Source organism: Microbacterium sp. bgisy203, from assembly GCF_057706945.1.
Genome location: NZ_JBYIPF010000010.1, coordinates 1 through 22,285, shown reverse-complemented (window position 1 = coordinate 22,285; position 22,285 = coordinate 1). Strand labels below are relative to the sequence as shown.

Here is a 22,285-nt window from a genome sequence, read left to right as displayed (position 1 = left end):
AGTGGTTTCGACATGCGGGACCTCCCCGCTACTCAGCCACCGATCCACGCCACCGGTGACCGAGTGCCGCGCGGCCCGCGGCGTGCCGCGATCACCCCGGACTGGATGTTTCACGTGAAACGGCACGTGGGCTCGACGCGGGGCTACGCCCCCTACTCAACCGCTGAAACGTTGCGGCACGAGGCGACGCCGGTGATCGAGTGCCGCGCACTCCGCAGTGTATCGAGATCACTCGCAGTCGATGTTTCACGTGAAACGACACGTGGTCTCGACACGCGGGTTGCGCCCGCTGCTCAACCACCGAGGGGCGCGGTCTCCGGGGAGCGAGTGGGGTCAGCGCACGGTCGCGCGGATCACGCGGGTGGGCTCGGAGATCACGCCTTCGCCGACCGTCTCCACGCGCACGTCGGCCAGCTTGAACTTGCGGATGGCCTTCTCGGCCGCACCGATCTCATTCTCGGCGTTCGCGCCCTTGAGGAGGATCAGCTCGCCACCCGGGCGCACCAGCGGCGCGGTCACCGGAATCAGCGTCCTCAGCGCGCTCACCGCCCGCGCCGTCACCGCATCGAGGACGCGCCCCTGCGTCCATTCCTCGCCTCGACCGCGCACGATCTCAACGTTGTCGAGGCCCAAGGCATCCTTCTGCTCGTGCAGCCACGCGACTCGGCGCTCCATCGGCTCGATCAGGACCCACTGGACGTCCGGGCGAGCGATCGCCAGCACCAGTCCCGGTAAGCCGGCACCCGACCCGATGTCACCCGCCCGCGCACCTGCCGGAAACAGGGGAGCCGTGACGGCGGAGTTCAATACATGCCGCGTCCACAGCCGCGGAGGCTCGAGAGGCCCGATGAGCCCCCGTTCCTCACCCTGCGCCCCGAGCGCTTGCGTGAACGAGCGCGCCAGCTCGAGGCGGTCACCGAAGACGACCGATGCCTCGGCGGGCTCACTCTCGACCATCACGTCCACTGTGTTTCACGTGAGACACCGCACTCGCGGAGTTCAGCCCCGGCGGATGACCGTGTGGCGATCCGCGCCTTCGCCGTACGACTCGGACGTGAGTCCGCGATCGGCCACGATGTCGTGCACCAGCTTGCGCTCGTAGCTCGACATCGCCGGCAGGGATGCCTGGAACGCCCCATCGTCCAGACGCGCCACGGCGCGGTCGACGAGCTTCTCGAGCTGACGCTGACGCGCATCGCGCGACCCGCCCACATCGAGGATCAGTCGCGAGAACCGTCCGGTCTGTGCCTGCACGGCGATCCGGGTCAGCTCCTGCAGGGCCTGGACCGTGTCGGGATCCGAGAGCAGGCGCAGCGCGTCGGCATCCTCATTCTCCACCGAGACGTACGCCCGTCCGCCGCGGACGTCGAGTTCGAGGTCGCCGTCGATATCGGCGATGTCGAGCAGGCCCTCGAGGTAGTCGGCGGCGATGTCGCCCTCCTGCTCGAGCTGCTCGACCGTCGCGCCCTCGCGAGCAGACGGTGCGCTATCGGCGCGCTCGGTCGTCACGTCATCCGTCGTGTTCGTCATTCTCGTCTCACCTGTCACGATTCGGTGTTCGGCTTGTTCTTCTGGGCCTGCTTCTTCGCACGCTGCTTGCTCACCGGCTGCTGCCGCTTGGGCGCCTGCTCCTTGGCCTTCTGCGCCTCTTCATACAGACGCTGCTGTTCGGCCTGGTACTTCTCCAGCGGCACGACCTTGCCCGAGGCATCCACGGCCTTGCCCTTGCGTGCGAGGCGCTCCTCACGAGCCTTCGCCGCGTCCGAACCCGGGGTGGGCAGGTTTCGGATGACCAGGAACTGCTGCACCATCGTCCAGATGTTGGAGGTGAACCAGTAGATGACGACACCGAGCGGGAAGAAGACGCCCGAGAAGATGAACGCCAGCGGCAGGACATACAGCATGATCTTCTGCATCTGGTACGCCTGGCCGGTCTTGGCCTCGGGCGACAGGTTCTTCGAGATGATCTGCAGCTGCGTGATGAACTGCGACGCGATCATGAGGATCACGAGGATGATCAGGATGATCACCGTGGCGGTCTGGTTGGTGTTGATCGCCTCGATCATGTTGACGTGCAGCGGCGCGACGCCGAAGAGCTTCGCTTCGTAGAACTGCCACGTCAGTTCCTTGTTGAGCAGTCCGACACCGCCCACACCCCACTCGGCGTGCTTCTTCACATCGCTGAGCGTGTAGAACATGCCGAGGAGGATCGGCATCTGCACAAGCAGCGGCAGACAGCTCGACACGGGTGTCGTGCCGTGCTTCTTATACAGCGCCATCGTCTCGCGGCTCATCGCCTCACGAGAGAGCTGATCCTTCTTACCGCGGTACTTCTCCTGAACTTTTCGCAGTTCAGGAGCAATTTCCATCATCTTGCGCTGGCTCTTGATCTGCCGAACGAAGAGGGGGATGAGTGCCGAACGAACGACGACGACCAGACCGATGACCGACAGCACCCAGGTCAGGCCCGCGTCGGGAGCGAGCCCGAGCGACGTGAAGATCCAGTGCCAGAACACGAGGATCGCCTCGACGACCCACTTGAACGGCCACATGATGGCGCTGAAGAAGTCGAGACCCTGCGCGGGGGCGGGCGTCGTCGGCGTCGGCACCACCGGGGTGGGTGTCGCCGCGAAGCGATACAGCAGATCCAGCACGGATCAGTCCTTTCTCGGCGGCACAGCGTGGGTGCCGTCTGTGGATGGCACGACGAACCCGTGCCGGGTCAGATCGTGACGGAAGTCCCGGTGCGGCGGAACGTCGTCGATGCCGCCCCGCGCCCACGGGTGACAGCGCGCGAGCCGACGTGCCGTCAGAGCGCTGCCCTTGACCAGCCCGTGCTGCTGCACGGCGCCGACGGCGTAGGCGGAGCAGGACGGGTAGTACTTGCAGACGTCGCCATAGAGGTGCGAGATCGTCGCGCGGTACGTGTGGAGAAGAGCCAGTCCGGCGTTCCGGGGGAGCAGCGGCACAGAGCCGAGGACCCCGGACGCCGAGAGCGATCCGGTCCCCAGGGAGTAGGAGGGCAGGGTCGTGACGCTCACGCGGCGGCCCGCGGTGTGAAAGAGCGTGTCAGGCAGCGGGTGACATCGGCGCGGAGAGCGGCGAAATCGGCGGATGCCGCGGAGGGCAGTGCCCGGATGACGACCTCCGCGCCAGGGTTCACCTGGGGAAGGACCTCGGCGCAGACGGCCTTGAGCCGGCGGCGAACGGTGTTGCGGGTCACGGCGGTTCCCACCTGCTTGCTCACGATGAAGCCGAACCGCGCCGGGCGGTCTTCGGGCGTCGCGACGACGTAGGTGACGGTGTGCGGACCGGCGCACCGAGTGCCCCTACGGACGACGGCTTTGTACTCCGCCCCGCGGGTGATGCGATTCCCGCGCGCCAGCACTTCGGTCGCGTCAGGCCGAGAGCTCGGTGCGACCCTTGGCGCGGCGCGCCGACAGGATCGACCGACCGGCACGCGTACGCATGCGGGCACGGAAGCCGTGCTTCTTGGCGCGGCGGCGGTTGTTGGGCTGGAACGTGCGCTTGCTCATGTGGATCACTCCGGATCGGCGGGTCACCCGAACGCTCTAAGACCGGGGACACAGGTACAGGGGACAGCCCGTGTGGGCATAAGTCAACCGATTTAGGGTACGTCGAGTGCCGCCGAAACTCAAACCGAGCCGTGCGGAACAGGCATTATCCACTGCCTGTGGATGACGTCTGGTGACGACACGCGGGCCGGAACTACAGTGGATTTTGCACCCGACGGCCTCGCTGGCTACCGTGGCTCGGGTAGTTATCCACAGGCTCGGGAATCAGCGTCGATCCCCCTCGCCCGCTCGCACGAAACGCATTCTTCACCCACGAACCACAGCCTGGGGGGCTCATGTCACAGCACGATGTTCCGGATGTCCCGGTCTGGACCGCCGTGCTGGAGCAGCTCGATGGCGACGAGCGCGTCACGCCCCAGATGCAGGGCTTTCTGAACCTCGCCGTCGCCCAGGGCGTCATGGGTGGCACGCTCTACCTCGATGTGCCGAACGACCTGACCGCGGCGCAGCTCAACAAGCGGCTGCGTGCGCCGATCCTCGAGGCGCTCAGCCGAGTGGATGCCGAGCCTGCAGCGACCGCGTTCCGCGTGGTCGTCAATCACGAACTCGCCGACGCGCACCTCACCGCCCCAATCCCGGTTCAGTCGACGGCGCCGCTGATCGCCCCGTCGATCCCTCGCCCGCCGATCGACGACGAGCCGGCGGCCATCCGGACCGACTCGCGCAGCGACACCCGACTGAACCCGAAGTACTCGTTCGACAACTTCGTCATCGGCCAGTCGAACCGTTTCGCGCATGCGGCGGCCGTCGCGGTCGCGGAGGCTCCGGCGAAGGCGTACAACCCACTGTTCATCTACGGCGACTCGGGCCTCGGCAAGACCCACCTGCTCCACGCGATCGGCGATTACGCCCTCAGCCTGTACTCCGGCATCCGCGTCCGTTATGTCTCGAGCGAAGAGTTCACGAACGACTTCATCAACTCGATCGCGAACAACCGCGGCTCCGCGTTCCAGGCGCGCTACCGCGACGTCGACATCCTCATGATCGACGACATCCAGTTTCTGCAGGGCAAAGCCGAGACGCAGGAGGCCTTCTTCCACACCTTCAACACGCTGCACGATCACGACAAGCAGGTCGTCATCACGAGTGATGTACCTCCCCGGCACCTCACCGGCTTCGAAGACCGCATGCGCAGCCGGTTCGAGTGGGGCCTCATCACCGATGTGCAGGCGCCCGACCTCGAGACGCGCATCGCGATCCTCCGGAAGAAGGCGCAGTCCGAGCGGCTCCTCGTGCCCGACGACGTGCTCGAGTACATCGCGACGAAGGTGTCGAGCAACATCCGTGAGCTCGAGGGTGCGCTCATCCGCGTCTCCGCGTTCGCGAGCCTCAACCGATCGACCCTCGACATCTCGCTCGCCCAGACGGTGCTGCGCGACATCGTCGACACCGATGAGGCGAACGTCATCATGCCGACCGACATCATCGCGGCCACGGCGCAGTATTTCCGACTCTCCGTCGATGACCTCTACGGCTCGAGCCGGTCGCAGTCGATCGCCACGGCACGACAGATCGCGATGTACCTCTGCCGCGAGCGGACGAACCTCTCGCTGCCCAAGATCGGTCAGCTCTTCGGCAACCGCGACCACACCACCGTCATGTACGCGTGCAAGAAGATCGCCGAACTGATGAAGGAACGCCGCTCGATCTACAACCAGGTCTCGGAGATCACGACCCTCCTCGGTCGCGTCGGTCGCTGAGGCGACCGCCCCCGAGCAAACGGTCGCTGAGGCGGCGCTGACACGCGCGGGATCCCCGCCGCACTTGACAGGGAACCGTCCCAGGTCTCATCATGCGCGTTTCCCACAGTGTGGAGAGCCTGTGGATAACTTGTCGTCATCCCGGGATGCCTGTGGGCGGATCGCGGGTCCTTGTGGATGACGGATGCCGAAGCGCCTGCGCCGAGAAGCCGCATGAACACAGGCATCCGCAGCTCGCCCACAACTTACACACGTGTGGTTTCCGCTCCACGAGCGGGATCGGCCGGGTTATCCACACTTTCCACAGCTGTTAACACCATGACAGAGATTCATCAATGGGAAACCGATTCGATCACCATGTGAGCGGGGACCCGGCGACGCGGCCCGTGCGGCTCCCGGCGACATCGGGTCAGCGAAGTTCGACGACGTGGGCACTAGCATGGGAACGCTTCGGTCCTCCGAACGCCACGTTCGAGTGACCCAGAGTCCATCAAGGGAGCGCCAGTGAAGTTCCACGTGAATCGCGATGTCTTCAGCGAGGCCGTGTCGTTCGTCGTCAAGCTCCTGCCGCAGCGGAACCCCCAGCCGATCCTGGCCGGTGTGCTGATCGAGGCATCCGATGAGGGACTCTCGCTCGCCGCGTTCGACTACGAGGCATCCGCGCGGACGACGATCGAGGCGACGGTCGACGAACCCGGCACGATCCTCGTGCACGGGCGCCTCCTGTCCGAGATCGCGAGCCGGCTTCCGAACGCACCGATCCAGATCGAGGTCGGCGAAGACGACGGCATCGTGCTCACCTGCGGGTCGGCGCGTTTCACGCTCGCCTCGATGCCGGTACAGGAATATCCCGCCATCCCCGAGGTCTCCGGCGAGTCGGGCCTCGTTCCCGCCGACGAGTTCGCGACCGCGATCTCACAGGTCGCCTTCGCCGCATCGCGCGACGACGTCACTCCTGTGCTCACCGGTGTGCAGCTCGAAGTCGCGGGGACCTCGCTCAGCCTCGTCGCCACTGACCGCTACCGCGTCGCCCTGCGCGATGTCGCCTGGGATGGCGGCGGCGTCGCCGACGACGAGTCGACGACCGCCCTGGTCCCGGCGCGAACGCTCACCGAAGTCGGGAAGACCTTCGCGCACTCCGGCGACATCCAGATCGCGTTCTCGGGTTCGGGCGACCGCGAGATCATCGCGTTCACCTCGGGCAACAAGACCGTCACCTCGCTGCTCATCAAGGGGAACTTCCCGCCCGTGCGGCGCCTGTTCCCCGAGCAGACCGACCACTACGCCGTCGTCAACACGGCCGAACTCGCCGAAGCGGTCCGCCGCGTGTCGCTCGTGCTCGACCGATCGGCGCCGCTGCGCTTCACCTTCACCGAAGAGGGCGTCTCGATGGACGCCGCCGGCACCGAGCAGGCGCGCGCCTCGGAGTCGGTCGACGCGACCCTCGCCGGCGAAGAGGTCACCCTCGGCCTCAACCCGCAGTACCTGCTCGAGGCGCTCGGCGCGGTCAAGAGCGAGTTCACGCGCATCACGTTCACCTCGAGCGACAACGCCAACAAGCTGAGCCCCGTGCTCATCACGCCGCAGACCTCGGGCACGCCCGAGAGCTTCAAGTACCTGCTGCAGCCGAACCTCCTCCTGCGCTGACCGGCACTGCCCGCGTCGCACCCCCGAACTAGGCTGTTCGGGTGATCGTGGAGCAGCTGAGTCTCGTCGACTTCCGCAATTATGCGGCCGCCGACGTGACCCTCGGCGCGGGCGCGAACGTCTTCGTCGGCCGGAACGGACAGGGAAAGACCAACCTCGCCGAAGCGATCGGCTACTTCGCGACCCTCGGCTCGCACCGCGTGTCGCAGGATGCCCCGATGGTGCGCGACGGCGCGGACGCCGCGATCGTCCGCATGCGCCTCGGCTACGGCGAGCGGCGCGTGCTGCTCGAGGCCCAGCTCAACCGATCCGGCAGCAACAAGGCGCGGGTGAACGGGTCGCCGGTGAAGACTGCGGAGCTCCCCCGCTACGCGCAGGTCGTCCTGTTCGCTCCCGAAGACCTCCAGATCGTCCGCGCCGACCCGTCCGCGCGCCGCCGGTTCGCCGATCAGCTGCTCATCCAGCGTGCACCGCGCATGGCGGGGGTCCTCGGCGACTACGACCGTGTGCTCAAGCAGCGCACCGCGCTGTTGAAGTCGGCGCGCGCCCGCGGCATCCGCGGCGAAGGGCTCTCGACCCTCGACGTCTGGGACGACAAGCTCGTCCAGCTCGGCACCGAGGTGATCCGTGCCCGGCTCGCCCTGGCAGAGGATCTTGCGGGCCCCGTGGCGGATGCCTACGCGCAGATCGCCGGCGCCGACCACCGGCCGGAGCTCGAATGGTCGCTCTCGATCTCGGGGCACGACCCGGAGGACGAGGGTGATCTCGATACACCCACGGCCGCGCCGCGGGCACTCGATCAGCGCGGGGGTGCGGGCGGTGCGGGGGATCAGCGCGGGGAAGCGGGCGGCGCGGAGGAGATCCAGCGGCAGTTCCGTGCGGCGCTCGCGGCGCGGCGTTCCGCCGAGCTCGACCGGGGCGTGACGCTCGTCGGTCCGCATCGCGACGATCTCGTCCTGCGCGTGCGTGGGCTTCCGGTGAAGGGCTACGCGTCGCACGGCGAGTCGTGGTCGGTCGCGCTGTCGCTACGCCTGGCCTCGGCCGAGCTCCTGCGCGCGCAGTCGCAGCTCGGAGACCCGGTGCTGATCCTCGACGACGTCTTCGCCGAGCTCGACGCCGACCGTCGCGCCCGGCTCGCGGCCCTCGTCGAGGGCTATGAGCAGGTCGTCGTCACCGCGGCCGTCGAAGAGGATGTGCCGCCCGCGCTCCGCGCGCGCACGGTGCGCGTCGTCGCCGGCAGGATCGTCACGGACCCGACTCAGGAGCGGGATGAGGAGCCGGAGGTGGTGGAACGGTGACCGACAGCGTTCCCGAGACGATCGCCACCTACCTGCGCCTGCGCGGACTGGAGCCCTCGCCCCGTGCCGCGCGACGGAAGCGCAAGCGGCAGGCGGACGACGACGACAAGCAGCCCTTCGCCCCCGGTCGCGACCCGAAGGGGGTCGGCGACATCCTTTCCGATCTCACCCGTCAGTCCGGCTGGGATCCGCAGTTGGCCCGTGAGGACCTGGTCCTCCAGTGGGAGGAGGTGACCGGCGCCGAGACGGCGCGGCACGCGAATCCGGTCGCGCTGGCCGACGGCATCCTGACCGTGCAATGCGACTCGACCGCGTGGGCGAAGAACCTGCAGCTCATGCGCGCCGAGATCGTCACGCAGCTCATGCGACGGTTCCCCGACGCCGGTGTGCAGAACGTCCGCTTCGTCGGCCCCGACGTCCCCTCCTGGAAATGGGGCCCCAGAGCCGTTCCAGGGCGCGGCCCGCGCGATACCTACGGATAAGGCAGGTCCGTCGGCATCCCAGGTGATTTCATCGCGCCACAGGGGCGTTCAGCGGGCTTTCGCGGCGTGAAGCACGATAGAATGACAGACGACCGGTTTCTCGACCAGATGTGATTCAGGAGCGCTCGAAGCCTATGACGTCCGATACCCCCGACAGCGTTCCCGACGGCGAACCCACGGACACCCCCGCGGTTCACCATCAGAGTCCGAAGAAGGTCGAGAACGAGTACGGGGCCGACGCCATCCAGGTGCTCGAAGGCCTCGAGGCGGTCCGCAAGCGTCCCGGCATGTACATCGGCTCCACCGGTGAGCGCGGTCTGCATCACCTCGTCTACGAGATCGTCGACAACGCCGTCGACGAGGCCCTCGCAGGGTACAACGACGCGATCGAGGTCACGATCCTCGAAGACGGTGGCCTCCGGGTCGTCGACTACGGCCGCGGCATCCCCGTCGATCCGCACGCGTCCGACCCGACGAAGTCGACCGTCGAGGTCGTCCTCACCGTCCTCCACGCCGGCGGCAAGTTCGGCGGCGGCGGGTACGCCGTCTCGGGTGGTCTCCACGGCGTCGGATCGTCGGTCGTGAACGCTCTCTCCACCCGGTTCGAGGTCGAGATCAAGCGTCAGGGCTACGTCTGGCGGCAGTCCTTCAGCGATGGCGGCAAGCCGGAGGCCCCGCTCGCCCAGGGCGAGACGAGCGAGGAGACCGGCACGACGGTCACCTTCTGGCCGGATGCCGGAATCTTCGAGTCGATCGAGTTCGACTACGACACGCTCCGCACCCGCTTCCAGCAGCAGGCGTTCCTCAACAAGGGACTCCGCATCTCGCTGCGCGACGAGCGCCCCGCCTCGCGCTACGTGGTCGACCTCGAGGACGGCACGCCCGAGGAGCGCCAGCCGCACGACGAGTTCCTCTACGAGCGCGGTCTCGTCGATTATGTCGAGTACCTCAACAAGGTGCGCAAGACCGAGGTGGTCAACGAGGAGATCATCGAGGTCGAAGCCGAAGACACCGTCCGCCACATCTCGCTCGAGATGGCGATGCAGTGGACGACGAGCTACACCGAGAACGTCTTCACGTTCGCCAACACGATCAACACGCACGAGGGCGGCACCCACGAAGAGGGCTTCCGCGCCGCGATGACGACGTACATCAACAAGTACGCGCGCGAGAAGGGCCTCCTCAAGGAGAAGGACGACAACCTCACCGGAGACGACATCCGCGAGGGACTCACCGCGGTCATCTCGATCAAGCTCTCCGAGCCGCAGTTCGAGGGTCAGACGAAGACGAAGCTCGGCAACACCGAGGCGAAGGCGTTCGTCCAGAAGATCGTCGGCGACCAGCTCACCGACTGGCTCGACCGCAACCCGGTGCAGGCCAAGCGCGTCATCATGAAGGCGATCGACGCCGCGACTGCCCGCATGGCCGCCCGCAAGGCCCGCGAGACCGCGCGCCGCAAGAGCGTCTTCGAGTCGGCATCCATGCCGGAGAAACTCAAGGACTGCACGAGCAAGGATCCGTCGATCTCCGAGATCTTCCTCGTCGAGGGCGACTCGGCCGGCGGCTCGGCCGTCTCGGGCCGCGACCCCGAGCGTCAGGCGATCCTGTCGCTGCGCGGCAAGATCCTGAACGTCGAGAAGGCGCGCCTCGACCGCGCCCTCGGCAACGCCGAGATCCAGGCGATGATCTCCGCGTTCGGCACGGGAATCGGCGAGGACTTCGACGTCGAGAAGGCGCGCTATCACAAGATCGTCCTGATGGCGGATGCCGATGTCGACGGTCAGCACATCACGACGCTGCTGCTGACGCTGCTGTTCCGTTACATGCGCGGACTCATCGAAGCGGGCTACGTGTACCTCGCGATGCCGCCGCTGTACCGCCTCAAGTGGACGAACGCGCCGCACGAGTACGTCTACAGCGACCGCGAGCGCGACGCGCTGCTCGTCGAGGGCGCCGCCGAGGGCAAGCGCATCCCGAAGGAGAACGGCGTCCAGCGCTACAAGGGCCTCGGCGAGATGAACGCCAAGGAGCTGTGGGAGACGACCATGGACCCCGACACCCGCACCCTCCGTCAGGTGACGATCGACGACGCGGCCGCGGCCGACGAGATCTTCTCGATCCTCATGGGAGAGGACGTCGAGTCGCGGCGCGGGTTCATCCAGCGCAACGCCAAGGACGTCCGCTTTCTGGACATCTGAGACGACGACCAGAACATCGATCGCGAGAGGCGGAGGAATGCTGATCTGAGGGCAATCGGGGTGCCGCGAAGCGGCGGGGCCCCCGCTCTTGCCCTCAGATCAGCGTTCCGGAGCCTCCTGAACGCAGACGCAGACGAAAGCACACCATGACTGACGAAGAACGCCCCGACCCGAACGCCGGGTACAACCACGGCAACATCGACCAGGTCGACCTGCAGGTCGAGATGCAGCGCAGCTACCTCGACTACGCGATGAGCGTCATCGTGGGCCGCGCGCTCCCCGACGTCCGCGACGGACTCAAGCCCGTGCACCGCCGTGTCATCTACGGCATGTACGACGGCGGATACCGCCCCGACAAGGCGTTCTCGAAGTGCGCGCGCATCGTCGGCGACGTCATGGGCCAGTTCCACCCGCACGGCGACTCGGCGATCTACGACGCGCTCGTTCGTCTCGTGCAGCCGTGGTCGCTCCGGTACCCGCTGGCTGAGGGCCAGGGCAACTTCGGCACTCCCGGGAACATGGGCGCCGCGGCTTCCCGGTACACCGAGACCAAGATGGCGCAGCTCGCGATGGAGATGGTCCGCGACATCGACGAGGACACCGTCGACTTCGAGGACAACTACGACGGGCGCACGCAGGAGCCGACGGTGCTCCCCGCTCGGTTCCCGAACCTCCTCGTCAACGGCTCGGTGGGTATCGCCGTCGGCATGGCGACGAACATCCCGCCGCACAACCTGCGCGAGGTTGCCGACGGCGCACTGTGGGCGCTCGAGCACCCCGATGCGACACGCGATGAGCTGCTCGACGCGCTCATGGCGCGCATCCAGGGCCCCGACTTCCCCACCGGCGCGCAGATCCTCGGCACCAAGGGCATCCGCGAGGCGCAGCGCACCGGCCGCGGCTCGATCACGATGCGCGCCGTCGTGAACGTCGAGGAGATCCACGGCCGCACGTGCCTCGTCGTCACCGAGCTCCCCTACCAGGTGAACCCCGACAACGTCGCCGCGAAGATCCGCGACCTCGCGCGTGACGGCAAGCTCTCGGGCATCGCCGATATCCGCGACGAGACGAGCGACCGCACCGGCCAGCGTCTCGTGATCGTTCTGAAGCGGGATGCCGTCGCGAAGGTCGTCCTCAACAACCTGTACAAGCACACGCAGCTGCAGGAGAACTTCGGCGCGAACATGCTCGCGATCGTCGACGGCGTGCCGCGCACGCTCGCGCTCGACGGCTTCATCGCGTACTGGATCGAACACCAGATCGAGGTCATCGTCCGGCGCACGCAGTATCGCCTGCGCAAGGCGGAGGAAGACGCACACATCCAGCGCGGCTACGCGCTGGCGCTCGACGCCCTCGACGAGGTCATCGCACTCATCCGACGTTCGCCCGACGTGGACGCCGCTCGCCAGGGCCTCATTGAGCTGCTGGGCGTCGACGAGGTTCAGGCCGACGCGATCCTCTCCATGCAGCTGCGCCGGCTCGCTGCGCTGGAGCGTCAGAAGATCATCGACAAGCTCGCCGAGCTCGAGCGGCAGATCGCCGAGTACCAGGCGATCCTCGCCGATCCCGCGCGCCAGCGCACGATCATCTCCGACGAGCTCACCGGCATCGTCGACCGCTTCGGCGACGAGCGCCGCACGCACATCCTGCACGGCTTCGACGGCGACATGTCGATGGAAGACCTCATCCCCGAGGAGGAGGTCGTCGTCACCGTTACCCGCGCCGGCTACATCAAGCGCACGCGCAGCGACAACTACCGCTCGCAGCACCGCGGCGGCAAGGGCGTCAAGGGTGCGCAGCTGCGCGCGGATGACGTCGTCGAGCACTTCTTCGTCACGACGACCCACCACTGGCTCCTCTTCTTCACGACGAAGGGTCGTGTCTACCGCGCGAAGGCGTACGAGCTGCCGGAGGCGGGGCGGGATGCCAAGGGTCAGCACGTCGCGAACCTCCTCGCCCTGCAGCCCGGCGAGGAGATCGCGCAGATCCTCGACATCCGCGACTACAAGGCGGCGACCCACCTCGTCCTCGCCACACGCGACGGGAAGATCAAGAAGACCTACCTGAGCGAGTACGACACGAACCGTCAGGGCGGCATCATCGCGATCCGCCTGCGTGGGCAGGATGACGAGGAGGGCGGCGACGAGCTCGTCAGTGCCCTGCTCGTCGACAACTCCGACGACATCCTCCTCATCTCCAAGCACGGCATGTCGCTGCGCTTCACCGCGACCGACGAGTCGCTGCGCCCGATGGGCCGTGCGACCGAGGGCGTCAAGGGGATGAGCTTCCGCGAGGGCGATTCGCTGCTGTCGGCATCCGTCGCGAAGGACGACGCGTACGTCTTCGTCGTCACCGAGGGCGGGTACGCCAAGCGCACGCGCGTCGGCGAATACCGCCTGCAGGGCCGTGGCGGACTGGGCATCAAGGTGGCCAAACTGAGCGAGGATCGAGGGGATCTCGCGGGGGGTCTGATGGTCTCCGAGGACGACGAGGTCTTGGTGGTTCTTGCCAGCGGCAAGGTGGTACGCTCTGCCGTGGCCGAGGTCCCGGCGAAGGGTCGCGACACCATGGGTGTCGTGTTCGCCCGCCCCGATGACGACGATCGCATCCTTGCGATCGCCCGGAACGGAGAGCGCACCCTGGGACAGGCTCCGGACACCGACGAGCCGGCCACCACCCCCGCCGCCGCAGACGACACCGCAGACAACACTGAGCCTGCGAGCCCCGAAGAGAGTGACACCGACGCATGAGCACGGTAGCCGACAAGCTGGCCAAAAAGTCATCGAGCAAGACCAGCGCGAAGCAGGTGCGCCTGCGCCTCGTGTACATCGACTTCTGGTCGGCGGTGAAGCTGTCCTTCCTCGCGGCGGTCGCGCTCGCGATCGTCACGATCGTGGCGTCGTTCCTGGTGTTCATGGTCATCCAGACGACCGGCATGATCAGCCAGCTCGATGAGCTGTTCACCGCGTTCGACGACAACTTCAAACTGAGCGACTACATCGGCCTCTCGCAGGTGATGGCGTTCGCGGCGGTCGTCGCGCTGCTGAACCTCGTCGTCGTCACGGTGCTCGGTGCCGTCGTCGCCGGCATTTACAACCTGATGGTCAAGGTCACCGGCGGACTCCTCGTCGGCTTCACTTCGAACTGACCCGGATTTCTGGATATCTGGATCATCGGGTAAAGTCTTGGAGGTTGACGGCGGAGACGCCGGCCTCCAGACGGGGCTATAGCTCAGGCGGTTAGAGCGCTTCACTGATAATGAAGAGGTCCCAGGTTCAAGTCCTGGTAGCCCCACCATCTCCCCACAGACATTCCCCTCACGGGGCCTTAGCTCAGTTGGTAGAGCGCCTGCTTTGCAAGCAGGATGTCAGGAGTTCGAATCTCCTAGGCTCCACCCAAAGTTGAATGTTCGAACCTTGCCCCGCGTGATCGCGGGGCAAGGTTCTTTCGTTGTGTGGCCTGAGAGTGGTGGCCAGGATGGTCTGGATCGCTTCGGTCGGCTGGAGGGTGGCCTCGTCCTCGTCATCGATGGTGATGCGGTCGAACAGCGCCCGGTTGAGCATCCGCCGCTCGGCGGGTTCGGCCTTGGCGTAGACGTCGCCGATGTCGGTGAGGAGCCCGAGGATTGCGTCGAGTCCGACCTTCGCTTTGTCGTAAGTGGTTTCCAACGTGTCGAGCCGACCGGTGATCGCTTGCAGGCTCGCGCGGATGCGGTCTTGCTCGGTCTTGAGCAGGTCGAGGGGGATCGCGTCGGCGTAGTGGGCTTGGAGGAGCTTGACCTGTTCGGCTTCGAGCTTGGCCTTCTGCCCGGCGAGGAGTTTCTTCTCGTCGCTGGTGGATTCGGAGAGGGCGTCGAACACCTGTCCGAGCACGCCCTGGATCTGTGCTGCCTCCTCAGGGCTGAGGGAGATGCCCTGGTAGCCGGTCTCGATGGCCTGCTCGACGCGGTGGGTGAGGATGGCGGTGCGCTGGCAGTCGTTGCGCTTGAACCGGCGGCCGGTGCAGGTGAAGTAGTCGTAGGCGACGCCCTGGTGGTTGCGGGGCCGCTCGAACATGAGCTTCTTCCCGCAGCCGCAGTAGATCGAGCCTTTGAGGTAGTGGTCGTACTTCTGCGGCTTGTCGCCGACGACGTGGTTCTGCTGGAGGATCGTCTGCACCTGCTCGAACGTCTCCGGTGTTACGAGCGGATCGTGCGTGCCGGGGTAGGTGACGTCGCGGAAGGTGACGATGCCCTGGTAGTAGGGGTTGGTGAGGATCTTGTGCAGCGCGGTCGTGGTGACCGGCTTGGCGGGGAACGACGGCGTCGGCCTCGTGGTGAGGCCGCGGGTCTCCAGCTCGCGGGCGAGCTTCGACAGCGACCAGTCCCCGGTGGCGTAGGCGGTGAACGCGAACCGGATCAGCTCGGCCCGGTCGGGATCGAGCCGCACCTCGCGGACTTCGCGCCCGTTCGCATCGGTGGTGCGGATGTTGAGGTAGCCGATGGGGGCCCGGTGCGGGGTGCCGCCGATCGTGGCTTTCTGCACGAGCCCCTTGGTGACCTCCTGGGCGAGGTTCAGGGAGTAGAATTCGGCGATGGAGGCCATGATGCCGTGCATCAGCATCCCCGAGGGGGTCTCGTCGATGTTCTCCATGACGGACACGAGCGTGACCCCGGCCTGGCGGAGGGTGGCGTGGATGATCGCGTCATCGAGCCGGTTACGGGCGATGCGGTCGACCTTGTTGATGATGCAGTACCGGACGGGGTGCTCGGCGAGGTAGTCCAGCATCTCCTGGAGCGCTTTGCGGCGCGCGGTCTTCCCGGACTCGCCGGGCTCGATGAACTCCGCGACGATGATGGCGTTCAATTGGTCGGCCTTGCGCTGCGCGGCGTCGCGCTGTGCGGGGATGGAGAGGCCTTCTTCGAGACCGTTGCGGGTGGCCTGGTCCTTGGTGGAGACCCGCAGGTACGAGATCGCGGGCACTTTCCCATCAGGAAGGGTCGTCGCCTCGTGGGAGTGTTTCGGGCCGGCGGCGAGGGTGCGCAGTGCGCCGAGGTCGAGGCCGGCGGGGAGGTCGAGGCCGGCGGGGAGGTCGAGGCCGGCGGGGAGGTCGATGAGCGTCATGGTCGTGACTGCCTTTCGGGCTCTCACCCAGCCCCGACAGCGGGGTTGGGTGCGGGCGTCGACTGGCGGTCACGACACAGATGGGAAGGCCTGCCGAACCGCGACGGGTTCGGGCAACAGATTGGGTTAGCCGGTAGCGCCCTGGATGGACGTACAACAGGGATTCTACCGTTTGCTGGCCAGCAGCGCCCGGAGCTGGTCTCCGGCCTGACCGACCGGGCTGCCGGTGCCGGCCTCGCGCAGGGCGACGCGGATGAGGACTTCGGCGATCTTCTCGGTGTCGATCTGCTCCCGCCTCGTGAACGTGACCCGCAGCCGCCGGTCCGATGATGGGCGTTGAGTCTTGCGCTGATAGTTCCGCACCATCACCGCTCACCCGCCTTCGGAATCGGCACCCATGTCGGGGTCGATGTCGGCGTCGTCGAGGCGGGCGAAGAAGGCGTCCTCGGCGGCTTTGCGGCGGGCGACCTGTTCGATCACGAAGGCCACGAAGTCCTCGCGCCGGTTCGTGATCGGGATGTCTTCGACCGGCGGTGCCGGGGGCTCGCCGGGCCAGGCGGTCTGCCGGTCGGGGCGGTCGCGATCCAGGCGGGTGCCGGAGGCGGCGACCCAGTCGCGAAGCCGCTGCCGGGCGGCGGCGAAGTCGCGGTGCCACCCGATCGCGGCCGAGGCGTCCTGTTCCGGGTCGTACGCGGCCAGCCAGTGCAGGTGCAGCGCGGACAGCTCCCACTTCAGCGCCGGATGCCGGTGCCACAACGGCGGGATCACCGATGCGGGCAGCGCGTACTCTCGCCTGACCCACTCGACCCAACGGTTCAGGGCGAGCCATTCCTGCTCCAGGTCGTGCGCGAGCAGCAGGTTCCAGTTCACTGGCCGCGGCGGCCCCGGCACATCATCGTCGGGGCCTGTCGGACCGAAGTCCTCGTCCTCCCACTCTTCCGGTTCGGGGAGGTCGGGCGGGGTGGTGGTGTCGTTCATCGCGTCCGCCTCCGTTCACAGGGCCCGTGCGGGCTGCTCGCGGGCGGGCTGTTCCTGCTCGGGCGGCTCGAACCCGCCCTGCCGCTGCGGCTGCTGCCGGTTCGGGGACTCCATCTGCGACAGTCGGCGCGGGGTGCCGATCTCGATGTTCATCCGGGCGGCGTCGGGACCGAACCGGTTGGCGATGAACTCCTTGCTCTCCACCCCGGTGTTCGGGTTCGTGCTGGTTTCGAGACGGCCGTGCGCAAGAAACCAGTCCTGCTTCGACAGCATCTCGCCACCACTCTTCGCGGCGCCGCGGAACGCGACGACATCGTGGAAGGTGGTCGGCAGCTTGGTGCGCGACCCGTCCGGGCCGTACTCGTAATGCTCCTGCCCGGCCTTGACGTACAGGCGCGGCTTGCCGTCGTGCCAGGTCAGCTGCGGTTCGGAGGCGACGAACCCGTAGAAGGCCTGACCGATCTCCGGGTCGACGTCTGGCTGCTGATCGCTCATCGTGTGCTCCTGCTCTGCTCATGCCGCCCGCTCGTCGTCGGGGCTGCTCGTGGCAGGCAGGTGCACTCGACCACCCCGGTACGCCCGCGTCGTCTACTCGCGGTGGGCGCCGTGCAGGAGCCGTTCGACCTCGGCTCGATCCGACTGGATCTGTTTGCCATCGGGGCGGGCGGGCCACGCCCGCAGGTCGGTGATGATTGGCGGTGCCGACCGCAGCAGGGTCACCGCGGTGCCGAACGGCAGGCGCCGGATGTGATCGGGCGGCAGGATCGCGACCCGCCGCACGCTGCGCTGGTTGGAGCGGGAGCCGTGGTCACCGACGGTGGTGGTGTCGGTGAGCTCGTCGCGTTCCCCGATCAGTGTGGAGAGGTCCTGGAGGTCGCGGCTGTTGGAGGCGCCGCCGAGGATGATCTTCACGATGGACGCATCCCAGATCGCGCCGGCCTGGTGCTCGTTCCACTTGTCCCGCGCCTGCGCGAGAGACTGGAGCACCGCGAGGGTGGTGATGCCGGTGCCCCCGCCTTCGGCCATCAACGTCGGAAGGCTGGGAAGAGGTGCCAGGTTCCCGATCTCATCCAGACACAACAGCAGCGGCGGGTCCAACCGGGCACCCGTCGAGCGGGCGGCCATGCGACGGGCCGTCTCCACCACGTCCTCGACCAGCGCAGCCACGAGTGCCGCGCTGTTCCCGGCGCCGGCGCCGGTGGCAAGGAGGAAAAGGGTGCCGCGCTCACGGATGAACGCCTCGGGATCGAACTCCTCACCCTCACCGGGTGAGACCGCATCGAGCACCCGCGGATCAGCCAGCGCCGCGAGAGAGAGGCTGACGCCCTGCCAGATCGAATCCCTTGTGCGCGAGTCGGCATCGATCATTGACGCCAGAGAGTCCGCCCACCCGGTCGCGGCCTGCCGGTGGTTGGTGAGGATCGCGACCGCATCCGCCGCGCTGGTGGGGTCGAGAGTCCACCGGAACAGCTCAGACGGTGATCGGCCGTCGAGGGCGGCAGCGTGCAGCAGCGCCTGCAGCGCGGCTTTCGTCTTGCCCTCCCAGAAGTCGCCGCCTTCGACCCCGCCCGCGGACAAGCCGGTGGCAGACGCCAGGCCGGCGGCGCGGATCATCGCGGTCTGCGGAGACTCGCAGCCCCGGATCGGTGACCACCGCATCCCCGCCGGCAGGCCCTGGGCGAGACGCTGGGGGTCAAACACCGCCACCGGGCCAATACGCCTTCTTGCCCGGAGGCAGGCGGTGACGTTATCCGGCCGGGTGCTCGTGGTGACGACGGCGCCGGGCGCGTCGAGGATCGCCGGGATGATCAGGTGCAGGCCCTTGCCGGAACGGGGCGGCCCAATCAACAGGATCGAGTCCTCCACGCTCGCCCACACCTCGTGCCGATGCGCGATCCCGAGCCGATACCCGACATCGCCCGGCCCGGGGTTCTCCAGGCTGGGGCGCAGGGTGCCGGCCCGCCGCATGAGCGCCTTCGCCGACGCGGCCTTGGCGACCTCGTGACCGGTGGCAGTGCCTTCCTGCCGGTGCGGATCGGCGGCGTTCTGCCGAGTCAACCGGTGGATCATGGTCCAGGCCCAGAACCCCGCCACGGTCAGGATGGTGAGCATGAAGGCGGCGGTGATCCAGTAGACGACCGGGTTCAGGCCGGTGGCGCCGAGCTGCCCGCCCGGATCGGCCGGGTGGAAGAACACCGCGACCCCGCCGGTCGCCCCGGCGGTCGGCTGAGGTGTGCCGGTGACGAACGCGGCGACACTGCCCGCGGCGCGGAGCACGAAGGCGACCCCGAGCAGCCCTCCGATCGCGATGAGCAGGAGGTTGGTGAGCTCATCACCCATCGGCTGGCCGGGGCGGCCCTGCGCGCCGGTCACGGCAGGCCCCGGACGGCGATCGTGCCCGAGACGCGCCCGACCAGCACCACCTCCGCCGCCTTCGCCGCGGCGATGACCTGGGGGTCGAGGAGGGCGCCGGCCCGCCCATCGGGGGTCGCGTCGGTGTGGGCGACGATGAGGGCGACGGCGATGTCTTCGCCGGAGATGAACCCGTCACCGCCGTCGACCTCGATGGGACCGGCCCCGCGACGACGCCGGCCCGGCCTTTTCACCGGCTCCGGCTCCGAGTCCGTGTCGCGCTTCGGGGTGGGGCGTTTGACGGCGGGGAGGATATCGGTGAAGGAGCTGCCGTCCACCTCGTGCACGGTGACGCGCACCGGGATCGCCCGATCGTCGGTGACGTGATCGATGATCTGCGCGAACATCGCCCGCCGCCACGCCCCCACATCCTCCGGCGCGGCGACCGGGTGGTGGTCGAGGGTCGCGGTGAGGGTGCCGTCCTCGTGTACGTCGAGCACGAGATGCGGCACCGACACCGGTGCGGGACTGGTTGAATCGGCAGGGGTGTGTGCGTGTCTCATGCCCGCCAGGTGCACCCGCCCCTCCTGGTGTTCCTAGCTGCGCGCTGCTGCTCGCGAGCTTGTGTCGAAGAGTCGGTTTTCGGCGGGGTGTAGCTGGTGTTGGACGACGTAGGAGGAGCCCTTGATCTTCCACAGCCCTTGCCCGACCCCGAGGGTGGGCAGCAGGGCCTGTTCGGTGCCGGTCAGCCCGAGCGCGGCGGAGGTGGGGCCGAGCTGGTCGGATTCTTGCCGGTAGATGATCCGCGTCTCCGCGTTCGCGAGCAGGCTGTTGGCGAGGCCGCGCATGGCTGAGCCTTGGTCGCCGACGTTGTCGAGGTCGGAGACTTTGTGGAAGATCATCGCGTTCGCGATCCCATACGCCCGCGCGAGGCGCCAGTGCGCGTCCATCCGCCTCAGCAGGGCCGGTTGGGACATGAGGCGCCAGGCTTCGTCGTAGATGCACCAGCGTTGCCCGCCGGCGGGGTCGAGGAGGGCGGCTTCCATCCACGCCGACGAGCAGGTCATGAGCGCGCTGATGAGGGTGGAGTTCTCGGTGACCTGGGACAGGTCGAGGGAGATCATCGGCAGCGACGGATCGAACACCTCCGTCGAGGGGCCGTCGAACAGGCCGGCCAGGTCACCGGCGACCAGGCGGCGCAGGGCATGTCCGACCATCCTCCCGTCCTCCTGAAGTCTGCCGTCCTCGTCGCCTTCGGGGTCGAGGAGGTGGTCGACGATCATCGGCAGGATCGGCACCGAGTTGGCCCGCATGGTCGCGGCCAGGGCGGTGTCGATCGCGGTGTGCTCCAACGGCGACATGGGGCGCGCCAGCACGGTCTCCGTGAGCGCCCCGATCAGGTCGCGTCGCCGGGAGACGACGGTGGCTGTCCATTGTTCGTCGCTCATCCCGGCGGGCCGGTATCCCTCATCGAGGGGGTTCAGGCGGGAGGGCAGGCCGTGGCCGAGCTTGATCGCCCGGCCCCCGACGGCCTCCGCCACGGCGGTGTGTTCGCCTTTGGGGTCACCGGGGATGTAGACGCGGCGCCCGAATCCGAGCGAGCGGGTGTAGAGGCTTTTCGCGAGGCTCGACTTGCCTGAGCCGACGATGCCGGCGACCACGATGTTCGGGGCGGTGATGACCCCGTTCGCATACAGCACCCACGGGTCGTAGACGAATGACCCGCCGGAGTAGAGGTCCTGGCCGATGAACACGCCCTGGGAGCCGAAGCCGCCTTCGGCGAGGAATGGATACGCCCCGGCGAGCATCGCGCTGGTGTCCTGATGCTTCGGGAGGCGAAACCGGCCCGGCGTGCGCAAGGTGGCGGGGCCGGGCTCGCCGGCTGCGGGCAGATACCGGGTCGCGCGCCGCTCGGCCCGCTCGCGCTCCCGCTTCGCTCTGGCCTCGGCCCGTTCGCGGGTGCGCTGTTCGGCGACGAGCTCCGCGGCGGCCTGCCGGCGCTGCTTGCGGAGTCGGCGGCGTTCCTTGGCGGGGGCGACGAGGACGGCGGAGTGCAGCTTCTCGCGGTCGCCGCTCACCGGAACAGCCCCCGGTTCTCGGCGACCTCGTCGATCGCGTCCGGCCGGAACCACGACGACGCTTCCGACCGTGCCGGCCGGCGATGCCGCCCTCTCTGCAGCTCGGCTTCCGGTGCGGGCGATGCCATGTTGCTGGAGGCTGGAGCCTCGGGGTCGGGGTTGGGGGCGTCGATGCGGCGGGACAGCCCGACGTAGCCCAGGGCGGAGCTGTAAGTGAGGGCGTAGTCGCCGGAGGTGGCGAGCCGGTCGGCGGCGCTGTGCGGGGCGGTGTCGTAGACGTACCCGTTCTCCATCGCATCGCTGACCGTCTCCTCGCCGTGATCCCAGGCGGCGAGGTATTCGATCGCGGCGTCGGTGCCCTGCCGGTCGATGATCTCGATCACGGGGTCGGCGTCCTCGCCTTGGAGGAACACGATGCTGACCCACCGGTGCTGCGGATCGTCGGGCTTCCAGGCGATCTGCCCCGCCTTCCCGGATGCCTGGTCGAGGGAGACTTCGGCTTGATCCATGTGGGCGGACGCGGTGCGCAGCGCGTCGATCGTGTCGCTGAGGAGAGTTCGTGCGGCGATCGGATCGCCGTGATCGGTCGTCGCCCGTGCCGCACTGCGGTGATGGTTCTGGGCGAGCTGATCGGTGACTTGCGCCAGGTACCGGGTGCTGGCCAGCAGGTTCCCCATGACCTCATACATGACGCGCGGATCTTCGATGGTGATCGTGGCGTGCGCAAGCCCGCGCAAGGCCTCAGCGGCTTCGCGGGCATCCGCTTGGGGATCGGTGAATGTCGGCATGACAGCTCCTCAGGGTTCGGCGGGCGCGGCAGCGGGGGGGGGGGGGGGGGGGGGGGGGGGGGGGGG

19 protein-coding genes, 2 tRNA genes and 1 pseudogene are annotated in these 22,285 nt (G+C 67.7%); 9 read left to right on the top strand and 13 right to left on the bottom strand.

What is annotated here, in order from left to right:
- Positions 1–333: 333 nt before the first annotated feature.
- From rsmG to rpmH, 6 genes are read right to left on the bottom strand one after another with little or no spacing between them, the layout of a single operon-like run.
- A complete protein-coding gene (gene rsmG / locus AC3ENQ_RS12810; RefSeq protein WP_431805128.1) occupies positions 334–957 on the bottom strand; it encodes a 16S rRNA (guanine(527)-N(7))-methyltransferase RsmG in 624 nt (207 codons plus the stop codon).
- A gap of 42 nt (positions 958–999) precedes the next feature.
- Positions 1,000–1,530, bottom strand: coding sequence for a Jag family protein (locus AC3ENQ_RS12805; RefSeq protein ID WP_431805127.1), 531 nt, complete (start codon positions 1,528–1,530; stop codon positions 1,000–1,002).
- Positions 1,531–1,544: 14 nt separating this feature from the next.
- On the bottom strand, positions 1,545–2,654 hold the full coding sequence (yidC, locus tag AC3ENQ_RS12800) for a membrane protein insertase YidC (RefSeq protein WP_431805126.1): 1,110 nt from the start codon (positions 2,652–2,654) through the stop codon (positions 1,545–1,547).
- Positions 2,655–2,657: 3 nt separating this feature from the next.
- Positions 2,658–3,026 carry a membrane protein insertion efficiency factor YidD gene (gene yidD, locus AC3ENQ_RS12795; RefSeq protein WP_431805178.1) on the bottom strand — a complete coding sequence of 123 codons (369 nt, stop codon included), beginning with the start codon at positions 3,024–3,026 and terminating at the stop codon, positions 2,658–2,660.
- An 11-nt stretch (positions 3,027–3,037) separates the two neighbouring features.
- Complete coding sequence (rnpA, locus tag AC3ENQ_RS12790) at positions 3,038–3,388, bottom strand: ribonuclease P protein component (protein WP_431805125.1); 351 nt, start codon at positions 3,386–3,388, stop codon at positions 3,038–3,040.
- A gap of 10 nt (positions 3,389–3,398) precedes the next feature.
- Positions 3,399–3,536 carry a 50S ribosomal protein L34 gene (gene rpmH, locus AC3ENQ_RS12785; protein WP_005054680.1) on the bottom strand — a complete coding sequence of 46 codons (138 nt, stop codon included), beginning with the start codon at positions 3,534–3,536 and terminating at the stop codon, positions 3,399–3,401.
- 335 nt (positions 3,537–3,871) lie between these two features.
- Here rpmH and dnaA point away from each other — a divergent pair, with 335 nt between their 5' ends.
- The 9 genes from dnaA (at position 3,872) to AC3ENQ_RS12740 (ending at position 14,315) form a co-directional block, all read left to right on the top strand.
- The gene (dnaA, locus tag AC3ENQ_RS12780) at positions 3,872–5,296 is read left to right on the top strand and encodes a chromosomal replication initiator protein DnaA (protein ID WP_431805124.1); all 1,425 of its coding nucleotides are present in this window, start codon (positions 3,872–3,874) and stop codon (positions 5,294–5,296) included.
- Between the two features lie 504 nt (positions 5,297–5,800).
- The gene (gene dnaN, locus AC3ENQ_RS12775; protein WP_431805123.1) at positions 5,801–6,943 is read left to right on the top strand and encodes a DNA polymerase III subunit beta; all 1,143 of its coding nucleotides are present in this window, start codon (positions 5,801–5,803) and stop codon (positions 6,941–6,943) included.
- Positions 6,944–6,984: 41 nt separating this feature from the next.
- On the top strand, positions 6,985–8,241 hold the full coding sequence (gene recF / locus AC3ENQ_RS12770; protein ID WP_431805122.1) for a DNA replication/repair protein RecF: 1,257 nt from the start codon (positions 6,985–6,987) through the stop codon (positions 8,239–8,241).
- Complete coding sequence (locus tag AC3ENQ_RS12765) at positions 8,238–8,723, top strand: DciA family protein (protein ID WP_431805121.1); 486 nt, start codon at positions 8,238–8,240, stop codon at positions 8,721–8,723. Before recF ends, AC3ENQ_RS12765 begins: the two co-directional genes overlap by 4 nt.
- Positions 8,724–8,857: 134 nt before the next feature.
- Positions 8,858–10,921 carry a DNA topoisomerase (ATP-hydrolyzing) subunit B gene (gene gyrB, locus AC3ENQ_RS12760; protein WP_431805120.1) on the top strand — a complete coding sequence of 688 codons (2,064 nt, stop codon included), beginning with the start codon at positions 8,858–8,860 and terminating at the stop codon, positions 10,919–10,921.
- A 146-nt stretch (positions 10,922–11,067) separates the two neighbouring features.
- The gene (gene gyrA / locus AC3ENQ_RS12755) at positions 11,068–13,671 is read left to right on the top strand and encodes a DNA gyrase subunit A (RefSeq protein WP_431805119.1); all 2,604 of its coding nucleotides are present in this window, start codon (positions 11,068–11,070) and stop codon (positions 13,669–13,671) included.
- Positions 13,668–14,069, top strand: coding sequence for a DUF3566 domain-containing protein (locus AC3ENQ_RS12750; RefSeq protein WP_431805118.1), 402 nt, complete (start codon positions 13,668–13,670; stop codon positions 14,067–14,069). Before gyrA ends, AC3ENQ_RS12750 begins: the two co-directional genes overlap by 4 nt.
- A 72-nt stretch (positions 14,070–14,141) precedes the next feature.
- Positions 14,142–14,218: transfer RNA gene (locus AC3ENQ_RS12745), tRNA-Ile, on the top strand.
- A gap of 24 nt (positions 14,219–14,242) precedes the next feature.
- A tRNA-Ala gene (locus AC3ENQ_RS12740) sits at positions 14,243–14,315 on the top strand.
- A 589-nt stretch (positions 14,316–14,904) separates the two neighbouring features.
- Here the strand turns inward: AC3ENQ_RS12740 and AC3ENQ_RS12735 are convergent.
- From AC3ENQ_RS12735 to AC3ENQ_RS12705, 7 genes and pseudogenes are all read right to left on the bottom strand, one after another.
- Positions 14,905–16,023: pseudogene (locus tag AC3ENQ_RS12735) on the bottom strand (recombinase family protein); the annotation flags it as partial.
- 372 nt (positions 16,024–16,395) lie between these two features.
- Positions 16,396–17,001, bottom strand: a complete 606-nt coding sequence (locus AC3ENQ_RS12730; protein ID WP_431805117.1) for a hypothetical protein — start codon at positions 16,999–17,001, stop codon at positions 16,396–16,398.
- A gap of 15 nt (positions 17,002–17,016) precedes the next feature.
- On the bottom strand, positions 17,017–17,496 hold the full coding sequence (locus tag AC3ENQ_RS12725) for a single-stranded DNA-binding protein (RefSeq protein WP_431805116.1): 480 nt from the start codon (positions 17,494–17,496) through the stop codon (positions 17,017–17,019).
- 93 nt (positions 17,497–17,589) lie between these two features.
- The gene (locus AC3ENQ_RS12720; RefSeq protein ID WP_431805177.1) at positions 17,590–19,341 is read right to left on the bottom strand and encodes a type IV secretory system conjugative DNA transfer family protein; all 1,752 of its coding nucleotides are present in this window, start codon (positions 19,339–19,341) and stop codon (positions 17,590–17,592) included.
- A gap of 29 nt (positions 19,342–19,370) precedes the next feature.
- Positions 19,371–19,871 carry a hypothetical protein gene (locus tag AC3ENQ_RS12715; protein WP_197709440.1) on the bottom strand — a complete coding sequence of 167 codons (501 nt, stop codon included), beginning with the start codon at positions 19,869–19,871 and terminating at the stop codon, positions 19,371–19,373.
- 78 nt (positions 19,872–19,949) lie between these two features.
- Positions 19,950–21,431: a TraC family protein gene (locus tag AC3ENQ_RS12710; protein WP_108871795.1), complete on the bottom strand. Its 1,482-nt coding sequence runs from the start codon at positions 21,429–21,431 to the stop codon at positions 19,950–19,952.
- Positions 21,428–22,219: a hypothetical protein gene (locus AC3ENQ_RS12705; protein WP_431805115.1), complete on the bottom strand. Its 792-nt coding sequence runs from the start codon at positions 22,217–22,219 to the stop codon at positions 21,428–21,430. Before AC3ENQ_RS12705 ends, AC3ENQ_RS12710 begins: the two co-directional genes overlap by 4 nt.
- Positions 22,220–22,285: the final 66 nt, after the last annotated feature.